The sequence below is a fragment of the Sphaerochaeta sp. genome, assembly GCF_050178175.1.
Lineage (GTDB): Bacteria > Spirochaetota > Spirochaetia > Sphaerochaetales > Sphaerochaetaceae > Sphaerochaeta.
The window spans coordinates 1-11,236 of sequence record NZ_JBFXGH010000016.1 but is presented as its reverse complement, the minus strand read 5'-3'; the positions used below and the strand labels follow the sequence as shown (position 1 = coordinate 11,236).

Sequence of the window (11,236 nt, the reverse complement as noted above, 5' to 3'; positions counted from 1 at the left end):
CCCAAGCGGGAGATGCCGATTGCATCAACACTCTTGGCATGGGCTGAAACAATCTCCTGCAGGAGGGAGGGTACATCCTGGGTAGGCCGTCTTTCGAAGGGACCCAATGCACATTCAGCCTCACTAAGCGCCCAAGCCGTCTTGGCTGCCCCGGCATCGATGGTTAGGACCATGCATCCATCCCCTGGCTTTCCATCAGGAAAAGCATTGCCAAGGCTTGCCCATAGGGCATGGGACGGATGGGAATCTGCTTGTAGAAATCCTTGGAATCCTTGCCCATGGGCGTTCCATAGCTGACATTCTGGACAACCCCATGTTCATCAATATTCTCCATGACCGCATTGAGCGCCTTTTTTGCAACCGCAAGGTAGGGGGTTCCAAGCAATCCAAGCTTCACTGAGCGTAAGATGCCATAGCCAAATCCAGCGGTTGCGCTTGTCTCAAGATAGCTGGTTGGATCATCGAGCACGGTATGCCACATGCCACCCTCCTCCTGCAGGGGAACCAGCGCATTGATCTGCCTTACCAGGATGGTCCCCAGATATCGTTTTATGCTCTCAGGCAACCCCTTTGTCTCCAGAAAGAGTGGGATGGCAATGGTTATCCAGCAGTTTCCCCTACCCCAGAACGCCTGGGAGAAGTGATGATTCCCCTCGAAGGTCCAACCGTGGTACCAGAGCCCACTCTTTACATCACAGAGATACTCTGCATGCAAGAGGAACTGGTAGATCGCTTCCTGCTGGTAGGATTCCTTGCCTACAATCCTTCCCACATTGGCAACAGCCAATACGGTCATCATCAGGGTATCGTCCCAGAGCTGGCCTGGATTCTCATCATCGGTGGTACGGTGTTGGAATCCCCCTTCCTTCGTCCTTGCCAGACCTCCCTCCATAACCCAGCCGACCCACTCAGTGCATACTTCCAGGTAGCGTGGGTTGGCGGTGTACTCAGCAAGATAGGAGAGAGCCAATATAGGGGCCATCGTATTCACATTCTTTCCAGGAAGGCCTTGCTCGATCCGCTCGTCATAGTACTCGGTGAGCATCTTTAGATAACGCTCCTCTCCTGTCTTTTCAAACAGTTTCCAGAGACCGAACAGCCCTACCCCGTGCGGCCACTCCCAGAACTGGTATCGGCTTCGTATAGCATCCTCAATACCATGAGCCAACTTGTTGGCGGCAAAGTCAGGGTCATCCGATGCATACAGCACTGGCATGAATCCTTCTACCAAGGTAGTGAGTGTGTCATCAATCGTCCTCATGTCCTCTCCTCAATCTCAACGTTCAAATATGAGTTCAATGGTCTGTATTTCATGGGGCCGCAGGCTTACTGCGACGCCTTCTTCATTGCAGGGTATCTTCTGCAGGCGCTCTTCCAATAGGTTGCACAGATATGCCTCTCTTGGTTTAAGCTGTGTCTTGATTCTGCTGGAGACCCGTTTCCCATTCAATTGCAGGATCCGAATAAGCAATGAGTCACGGTCCTCACACTTCTTCACCGTCTCGATGACGAGATTCTCATCTGGACAGGAGACAATGCTGGCAACAGGAGGAAGTGTTGCCTGCCCCTGCCCAGCCTTCACTGCAAGCAAGGGTTGATGAAGATTGTACCCCTCTGCAATTACCTTTGCCTCCTGATAACGCCCCTTATGGGGGTAAAGCGCATAGAGCAATGTATGTAATCCCCTGTCTGCAATCTTGTTTGGATAGGTTGGGGAGCGGAGCAGGGAGATGCTTATGGTGTTGTTCTTGGCACTGTAGCCATAGCTCTGTTTGCTCAGGAGCGTCACTCCATAGCTTTCGTCACTGAGATCTACCCACTTATGTGATGGAACCTCAAACTGGGCTTCATCCCAGCTAGTATTGGTATGGGTTGTTCTCTCACATACCCCGTAGGCAATATCATAGCTTGCCCGTGGTACATGGACATCCACCGTGAATAGGCTTCTCAGCATCAGATGGTCCTCATGGTAGTCTGCCACAAGCGTGAAATCAATTCGTTTATCATGGGTATAGAAGGTAGCGCGCTGGGTGAATAAGGAGCTTCCAAAGGACAGCTTCCATTCCAGAGTGAAGAACAATGCATTGTTTGCTACTACCGTGTACTGTGTCTCTCCTTCAATCTCATAGTACATATCCTTACCCTGCTTGCCGATATTCCATGCATCATAGTCCTTGGGATAGTCACAAGCCAAAATCAGGACATTTCCCTCCCTTCCAGGGGCAAGTACCTCATATCCAGATGATTTGTCATAAAGACGGGAAAGTCTTCCATTTTGTGTAAAGCGTACAGTGTAGTGAGGACTCTCCAAGGTAAAGTGCTCCCAAGTGAAAGGTTTCTCCTGTAGTGGTTCATAGGCACCCAGGACAAAACGTTTCCAACCTTTGGCAGGGACTGCAGTGCAGTGGAAATAGAGATCCTTCCCATCGTGGAATGAAGGCAACAGAGAACCCTTCTCATCATACGCACCTGCTGCACTACATCCCTCGATTCTGCAAAGCCCGGAGCGCTGATGCCCCAGGGTGTTGAAAACCACTACATCAGAGTCTGCTCGGGCTATTAGGGAAGACAGGTGTTGCATTGCCCGATCTGCATGCCCTGTAAAGATATCCAATGATTCTTGCTGTTGCTGGAGTGCAAGATCGTAGACTTCCTTCAGTGAACTGCCGGGAAGAATATCATGGAACTGGTTGAGCAATAGCTGCTTCCATGCCCGTTCCAGTGAAGCATGGGGATAGTCTTGCTTTGCATACAGATAGAGCAGGGAGAGAAAAAACTCTGCCTGCATGGCCCGTGTTTCACATAACCTGTTGAGGCGTTTCACCTCAGCCATCGTGGTATAGGTCCCCCGGTGGTACTCCAAATAGAGCTCCCCGAACCATGAAGCTGATACCTCTGTTTTCTTATCCAGTTCTTGTAGATAGGCTTTTACAGTATTACTATGGACTTTTGGCAGTCCTGGATACCCCTCTCTTAGGCGCTTTTCCCTTTCCAACATCTCCTTGGTAGGGCCACCACCCCCATCTCCATACCCATACAGGTACATGAGGGTGTCTGTACACTCCTTGTCTGAAAACCGTTGCCAGGTCCCCAACAACTGGGAGGGAGAGAGCTCACCGTTGTAGGTGGTTTCATTTCCCCCTCGCTTTGGATAGGAAGCGATGCTCTCATAATCCTTGCTGCTGACAAAGTAGGCAAGCACCTGGCTTTCATCCAGGCCCTTCCAGTGAAACAGGTCATGAGGCATTCGGTTGGTCTCATTCCATCCCATCTTCGTGGTTACGAAGTATGAGAGATTCGTCCCTTTCATGATCTGGGGCAAGGTCGCAGGAAACCCGAAGCAATCAGGGAGCCAGAGGACCTCCTGATCCATCCCAAACTCATCTCTCACCCAACGCTTTCCCCAGAAAATCTGGCGGACAAGGGACTCGCCACTGGTAAGGATGGTATCGCTCTCGACCCACATCGCCCCTTCCACTTCCCAGCGCCCTTCAAGGACCCGTTCCTTGATCCGATAAAACAAGGAAGGATAATCGTGCTTGATGAACTCGAGAAGTTGCATCTGGCTCGATGAGAAGATATAGGAAGGATACCGCTCCATGAGGGAGAGCACGGTAGCATAGCTACGAAGACTCTTCTCCCTCGTCTGGTCAAGTGTCCAAAGCCAGGCCATATCGATATGGCTATGTCCGGTAAGAGACAGTTGCATCCGATTGGAATCTTGATAGCGAGCAAGATGCTGCTTCATTATGCTGCGGGCCCTTGACAGCATCACCTCATCCTGTAACGCATTCATACTGCTGAAATCCACATTCTGCAGTGTCTTGATCACAGCCTCACTTAAAAGCAGATATGCCTCACTAAACTCCTCAACGGTGAGAGCTGTCTCATAGGCAAGTTCCAAGTCATAGAAGAGCGCCTCACGCTCAAGATTGGGAGCATACAGGTCCAAGCTCAAAAAAACATCCGGCTTTCGGGTATTGGTATAGGCATAGAGAACGATGGAAACCTGCTCTGTATCAGGCAGGTCAGCCTCCGTGTGCCGGACATCCAGGCCGCAGGAGAGCTCATCGTTCAAAAAGAGCAGAAACTGGGGATTGTTGTTGTTCCAGATATCATTCGCTCCGGTTTGCACCCTGAGTCGTACCGTCTTCCCTTTCCACTGTTCGGGGATAATCACCTCACAGCGCAGCAGACAGTGGTACTCATGCCCTCCAAATCCCTGGTTCTGGTGAAAGGGTTTCCACCCGCTTTGCTCATGCCGCTTCTCCCACTGGTGGTAAGCACACTCCTGTACCCAAATCTCCTTGATAGAAAGGGTATCAGGGTAATGGGCCTCTTTCAGTTGCTTAAGGGGACCCTCAACGTATTGCCGTAATGCTTCTTTATTCATACAGCAATCTTACCCTTTCACCCCGGATGCAGAAAGGCCTCCAATGATGTAGCGCTGCAAGATTATGAACAAGATGATTATGGGTATGATGGACATGACCGAGGCTGCGAGTATGCTGCTCCAATCAACTCCGTTGAACCCAATGTAGTTCTTGATGGCAATCTGTATGGTGTACTTCTTCTGGTCGCTGAGAACCAAGAGGGGAAGGATGTAGTCATTCCATCTCCACATGAAGCTGAAGATAGCCAAGGTTACCGTGCTGCTGGTCCCCAAGGGAAGCATAACATAGAGGAAAGTCTGGGCTTCATTGCTGCCGTCAATGCGTGCTGCCTCAACAAAGGAGAGGGGTATGGAGAGATAGTGTTGGCGGAACAGGAAGATACCGGTGGTGGTAGTCACCACAGGAAGGATGACTCCCCAAATATTGTTGTAGAGACCGAGCTCACTGATGACCACCACCTGGGGAACGGTAAGGGTCTCCCCGGGGATCAAGGTACCGAGCAGAAAGATTGAGAATATCAGATTGGTATAGGAGACCTCAAAGCGGTAGATGGCAAGTGCATAGCCGCACATGGCACTGATAATGAGGGTGATTGCAGTGCCTACAACGGCAAGGAAGAGGCTGTTGTAAACGTAGTTGAAGAAATCGTCGCTTACAACTTTCAGGTAGTGTTCTGCCGTCCAATCAGAGGGGAAGAGGGAAAGCGGATAGCTGAAGAGCTCTCCGGTCTGCTTGAATGAGCTGAAAAACAGCCAGATGATGGGGAAGAGCATCAATACGGCTACAAGAAAGGTAAACAGAGATGGCCAGAAGTGTTTGGATAGTGTCTGTTTCATCGTCGGTCCCCTCCATTGCTGATCTTGAATTGTACGTAGGCGATAAGGGCAAAGATGATCATTACCAACAATGAGATTGCTGAGGCATAGCCATACTGCATCTGATTGAAACCCTTATCAAAAATAAACTGGATAATGAAGGTGGTATTCAATCCTGGACCACCCTGGGTGATACCTTGGACCAATGCATACTCCTTGAGAAGGTTTACCGTCGAGAGCAGGGTGACCAGGAACGTGGTAGGAGCCAGCATGGGAACAGTCATATGGAAAAAGGTTTGGATGGAGGAACTCCCATCAATGGCAGCCGCCTCGTATATATCCCCAGAGATATTGTTGATACCTCCAATGAAAATCACCATATAGAATCCAGTCGATGCCCAGTTGCTTGCAAAACTGATGACGAAGGTGGCAAGCCTTGGGTTGAGCGCCCATTGCATGGGCTCCCCTCCGATGGTCTGGATCAGATAGTTGATCAGGCCATACTCGGCGCTGAACATCCAGTTTATGGTGATACCGACAACCAGATGGCTGAGCAGGCTGGGAACATACACCATGGTTCGGGCAAGCCCCTTGATGGCAACGCGCTTGCTGGTTACCAGGATGGCAACCAAGAGCGGGACAATCACCTTGAAGGGGAGACTGAACAGGGTATACCCAAAAGTACGACCTAAGGCAGCATAGAATTTGGAGTCCCGGATCAACTCACTGAAATTGCTCAAGCCAATGAAATCCATGGTCTTCCACCCATCATAATTGGTGAAAGACAATCCCACACTCAACCCCAGCGGCAATAAGAAAAAGACGGAGAAGAGGATAAGACAAGGCGCAATGAAAAACCAGAACGCTTTGACATGCCGTTTTACATAGGGTGTCTTCATAGGTAGTGCATCCGTTTGACAGTACGTGCATACAATCATGATCTACACACATACGGGTAGTGGGTAAGAGAGATACTGGGCTGTCGCAGACAGCCCAGCACCACGTACATTAGTACTTGAGAGGCCAGCCGGACTTCTTGGAGAGCAGCTCAGCAAAGTCATTAAGTGCCTTTGCAGGACTGATGTCCCCATTGACCGCCTGACGGAGTGCGTCACGATACTCGTTGTCGTAGAAGTTTCTCCACATCGAGCTCTCATCGACACTGAAGGCATAGGAAACCTTGGAAACCTCACTCTGCAATACCTTGTAATCCTCAGCAACCTGCTGGTCTGCTGGCGAGTAGGTCACCCCAACGAGGGAGGAGAGTCCCTTGTCCCGGTTCAGGTAGGTCTGGAAGTTCTCCTCGGTGTAGAACCACTTGAGGAAGTCGACTGCAAGGTCCTTGTTCTTGGCATTCACAGGGACACCAAGACCACTTCCACCTAGGATTGCGCTTGGACCTTCTGGACCGACTGGAGAAGGCATGACGCCCCAATTCATATCTTCAATCTGGTTGTAGAAGGAATTGTAGTTCCACGTTCCACTGAAATAGATACCAACATCCCCGTTCTTGAAGTAGTCGGCCGGGTTATCGGTGGTACCACCGGCCCAGATAGCCTTCGGCATGAACGAATTGTTCCAGTCGACAAAAGCTTCCAGGGTCGCAATGTTCTGTGGGCTGTTGATGGCAACCACAAAGGAATCACCAGATTTCTCCACCATGGATCCTCCGTTTGCATACATCAGATTGTCATAGCGAGCTCTGGAGGAGTCCATCGCCATACCATACTTTACCCCGCCCTTCTCTTTCAGGAGCTTTGCATTCTTCTCAAGCTCTTCAAAGGTCCAAGGATCTTCTACCGTAGGAGCAGAAAGCCCGACACGGTCAAAAGCATCCTTGTTGTAGTACACATTGGTAATCGTGAACTGCTGGGGAAGCGTTGACTTCTTGTCGCTCTTGTAATCCTGCACGATGATTTCCACAGCCATCGGTTCAAAGATGGACATGTCAAAATATTCGCTCAAATCGATGAATTCATCTGGATAGAGACGAGCAAGACGAGTGGTGGCGATCAAATCCGGCAAGTCATTGTTGCGTGCCATCAAGGGGAACTTGGTGAGTTGGTCTTCGTAGGGAATGACCATAACATCAAGGGTGTTCCCGGTCTCTGCCGCCCAATCCTTCATGGTGTTCAGCAAAGCATCCTCACTTGAGGGCTCTTCACTAAGCATCACCTTGAGAACCTTGGGGCCCTGGGTAGCCTCTTCCTTGGACCCTGCAGCAAAAACCATGCTGCCAAGGAGTAAAACCACCAATGCGAGAATCGATACTTTCTTCATATCATACCTCCTGTTGTATGAATATCAGTTTCCAATTTGTTGAGCTACTGCTCATAGTGTCAGTGTAATCGTTGAGACCTATAAATCTACAAGTATCTTGTCCAAATATTCCAATAAAGATTGCATTTTTTGCTTTAGCGTTCTACAGTCCATCTATTCTGTCCTACAGGATTGAACCCAGAATAGTTTACACTTGTCCCATTGACTTGCAACGATTGTCCATAGCCCCCCTCCAGCGTTCCAAGGCTGGGGTCCTCAAGAACAAAGGAGTGGGAATCCGCTTTCAGCGGGGCATGCTCAATAGCTGCAATGAAATCCTGGAAGGAGCCAAAGCTGGCAGGGGATCCTACACGCAACAGGTACAAAACATTCCTCCCTTCGGCGATGAACTCACGTTCCTTATTGGGGCCAAAGATGACCATCTTGAGAGGAGAAGAACAGTAGATTGCTCCGTACCCACCATTGTGGGCGCGTACAAACAACCAGGAATCCCGCTGCTGGAACTCTGCAAACTCCATGGTTGGAAGATAGATGTGGGAAAAATCCACAGGATGGGAGGAAGAGAGGGAGAAGCTGATTGAGGCAAAGTTCTCTATCTGGTTCACCCTAGGCAAGGTTCCATTACCCGCCCAGTAGGAAGGACGTGCGTGGCCGAACAGTGCATGTTCCCCTGGGTGATTCACCCAGATTTGCTCTGTGGCAGAGAACAGGAGGTGGATTGGATTCTCCTGGAACCCACGCTCACCAACGCGGAAGTTGTTGGCGCTGCTAAGCAGAGAGCATGCCGTCTTGCAAGCATATACGTCGGCATAACCCTGGTAGCCGTGTGTCGATTGACTGATCAAGGCCATGCCCTCAGGGACCTGAAAGTACTTTCGGTACTCCTCTGGCGCCTGGTAGTCACTGAAACAGAGTGCGGTAACTCCCTTTCCTGCATGACTGGTATTCCCGATACCGTAGCCGATCCAGTTTATGAAAGAGGGACAGTTGGAGTTGTTGCCAAACAGCTCCTTGGGATAGGTACGTCCTGCAGTGGTACTGAAAATTCCATCAAGCGAGTAGACAGCAAGAATGTAGTAGATGTAATCCATTGCCTTCTTTGCAAGGTTCTTCATCTCGGTGTTTGTTGTCTGTGCATACAAGGATGCAAATCCAAGAGCGTCAATTGGCAGGTAAGGAGGGCTGTTCCACTCAGTAAAACCAATGGAAAAGAAGGTTTCGAACCATGTTCTGAGCAGCTTGATCGCTTTCTCTTGCATCTCTTTCCCACTCATACCACTATTGGTGAAAATTTCATCTGGATACATTTCCCCGGCAAGCAACTGACAGACATGGAACATGAGCGCATGATTCTCACTGTAGAACCACATGGCATCATCCCCTGGCTCATCATGCCAGTAGCGGAAGTGCAACATACAAGATTTCATTGCATCCTTCAGCTCCGCTGTCAGATAAGGATGCTCAGAAAAGGTGTTCAGAATATGGGGAAAGTAAGAAAGGTAGAAGTCACTACAGTCGCTACGTTTGTTGATGAATGCAATCTGTCTCTCCAGCAGGTGAACAAACTCCTGTTTATCGCCACCTGCGTGCAGGATTGCAACCGCCCTGTTCCCATTACGCTCTCCATAGCGCTCAAGGAATCTGAACGCCTGTCTCTTGCGTTCATCCATTGTTTTCTTTGGTTTGGGAACCAAAGAGAGCGGAAAGTTTTCAAAAGCAAGTTTATAGCGGATTTCCATATCCTCTACGGTTGTCTTGGTTACAAACTGCAGATACCCGATAGGGAGCTTCTCACATGGGCCGAGGGAAGCGGTCCTCTCCCCAGGTTTGAAGACAGCTTCAGCACGATAGAGGTCACCTACCATGTAGTTCTCTTCGGTAGCCCCAACAAGGGAGATCACCAAATCCGATTCCTTATACGGATTGGGACAGGACAGTATGACATCCCCTTCCCTTACATGGTTGCTCAAACAACTAAGATCACCGAGGGCATTCTCCACAGCCAATACCAGTTGTGGAGAACGGTCAGCTATGGGAAGCTTCTGCACCAAGGATGGTTGCTCTTCCACACAGGTAAGAGAGAACGAACAATCGCTGTCACGTTCAGCAAACTCATCCCAGAAGACAACCAGTTCATTGTCCCCAATCTCCAGAGGCAGGGTCACATCAGTGGTTTGTATCTGATTTCTCAGATAGGGGGTAAAGGTCATAATCTTTTCCCCATTGAGAAAGAGACGTGCTCCTCCTGCAACGGCAAGTTCACATACCACCTCACGCTTTTTCTCACTCTCCAAGTACGTAAGGGCTACAGCGCTGATCCATGTTGGGTTTGGATAAAATCCAGAAAGTGAAATTACCGGATCATCAAAGGGAAAATGGGCAGAGAGTACATGGCTTGTACCTTTTTGGGTTACCGATCCCCCTACTTGTTTATCAGAAAAGTATGGATAGCCATCCTTAGCCTCTCTTCTTCCAGCAACGAAAGCTTCACGTACAGGATTGGTATGGCTGGCCGAACCAACCGACCCTTCCCAGACATTTGCTTCTTGTTCTATTTTCACCGGGGTGCCGCTTACCGGCTCCTCATGGATCTCTGATATCAGAAACCGATTGATATGCCTTGCGTTTTGCAGTGGATAACGTAAATGGTACATGGAATATCCCTCCTAGTGATAAGTATGAAATGACAATTTTGCAAAATCCACGTATTTCTTGCTCTCTTACCGCGAATCTCTTGCATTTCATGCGAACTGGGGTAGGATACACACATGAGACATTCACTTTCTGAGCTACTTTTCGACCCATCCTTGGTCATCACAGTAAACCGGGTTGATGATCCGGTATTCTATGTCTTTGACTACCAAAAGAGGCGGTTGAACATGGAGTTCCAGCACTTTCATACCTATTGGGAGGTGTACATCCTTTTTGACGATACTGCCGGCCATGTCATAGAGGGCGAGTATTTTTCCTTGCAACGGGGAGATCTTGTGCTGCTTAAGCCAGGTTTGCTGCATAAGAGCACCTACGAGGAGCATGCAAAGCCAAAGGCTCGCCTGGTCATCGGATTCAGGATTGAGGAGCACCCCAAGGGGTTCGAACGGCAGACAGAACGTCTGCTCTCCCTCTTTGGGGAAAAAATACCCATTTTTCGTTTTGATGGGCAGATACAGGAAGAAATTCACCGACTCTTGAACAGAATCTATCAGTTGGGAACTGAACAGCCTGCCAATGCGGAGATGATGATCCACCAAAGTTTCATGGAGCTGCTTTGGGTATTGTATACCCATAAACGACAGAACCAATACGTCAAGCAAGCGAGTACCAACTCAGTCAGTGAGAAAATCTATGCAATCACCAGTTATATGCATATCCATTTTGACGAGAGACTTACACTCCCTGAAATTGCAAAGATGTTCTCCATCAGTCCCTATTATCTCTCCAGGCAATTCAAGCTGGTAACTGGAGCAGGTTTTGTCACCTACTTGCAGATGATCCGAATCCGTCATGCACAAAATGACCTGCTCTACAGCAAGAAACCCATACAGCAGATTTGTGAGGAAAGCGGATTCCCCTCTTTCAGCCAGTTCAACCGTGTCTTTCATCAGTACTGTGAGATGAGCCCATCAGCATTCAGGAAGGATACCGACCATCGCTCCCAACTCTTGCTTAGGCGTTCAGATCCTGAACACAACACCAAAGCAACACTCCCAAGAATTCTGCAATCACCTGAGGAGCAAGGCTAGAAAA

7 protein-coding genes are annotated in these 11,236 nt (G+C 49.3%); 1 reads left to right on the top strand and 6 read right to left on the bottom strand.

The genetic code is table 11. The annotated features are described in order from the left end of the window. Positions 1-163: 163 nt before the first annotated feature. The 6 genes from AB7S66_RS03375 to AB7S66_RS03350 all read right to left on the bottom strand — a co-directional run bounded on the left by AB7S66_RS03375 (position 164) and on the right by AB7S66_RS03350 (position 10,143). Positions 164-1,261: a glycoside hydrolase family 88/105 protein gene (locus AB7S66_RS03375; RefSeq protein WP_428518026.1), complete on the bottom strand. Its 1,098-nt coding sequence runs from the start codon at positions 1,259-1,261 to the stop codon at positions 164-166. 15 nt (positions 1,262-1,276) lie between these two features. After that, positions 1,277-4,393, bottom strand: a complete 3,117-nt coding sequence (locus AB7S66_RS03370) for an alpha-mannosidase (RefSeq protein ID WP_428518024.1) — start codon at positions 4,391-4,393, stop codon at positions 1,277-1,279. Between the two features lie 9 nt (positions 4,394-4,402). Beyond that, on the bottom strand, positions 4,403-5,230 hold the full coding sequence (locus tag AB7S66_RS03365; protein WP_428518023.1) for a carbohydrate ABC transporter permease: 828 nt from the start codon (positions 5,228-5,230) through the stop codon (positions 4,403-4,405). Next, the gene (locus tag AB7S66_RS03360; protein WP_428518022.1) at positions 5,227-6,108 is read right to left on the bottom strand and encodes a carbohydrate ABC transporter permease; all 882 of its coding nucleotides are present in this window, start codon (positions 6,106-6,108) and stop codon (positions 5,227-5,229) included. Before AB7S66_RS03360 ends, AB7S66_RS03365 begins: the two co-directional genes overlap by 4 nt. 109 nt (positions 6,109-6,217) lie before the next feature. Next, complete coding sequence (locus AB7S66_RS03355) at positions 6,218-7,489, bottom strand: ABC transporter substrate-binding protein (RefSeq protein WP_428518021.1); 1,272 nt, start codon at positions 7,487-7,489, stop codon at positions 6,218-6,220. A gap of 134 nt (positions 7,490-7,623) precedes the next feature. Further along, positions 7,624-10,143, bottom strand: a complete 2,520-nt coding sequence (locus tag AB7S66_RS03350; RefSeq protein WP_428518019.1) for a hypothetical protein — start codon at positions 10,141-10,143, stop codon at positions 7,624-7,626. A 114-nt stretch (positions 10,144-10,257) separates the two neighbouring features. On the opposite strand from AB7S66_RS03350, the gene AB7S66_RS03345 reads away from it, so the two are divergent. Then, positions 10,258-11,232: a helix-turn-helix transcriptional regulator gene (locus AB7S66_RS03345; RefSeq protein WP_428518018.1), complete on the top strand. Its 975-nt coding sequence runs from the start codon at positions 10,258-10,260 to the stop codon at positions 11,230-11,232. Positions 11,233-11,236 lie beyond the last annotated feature (4 nt).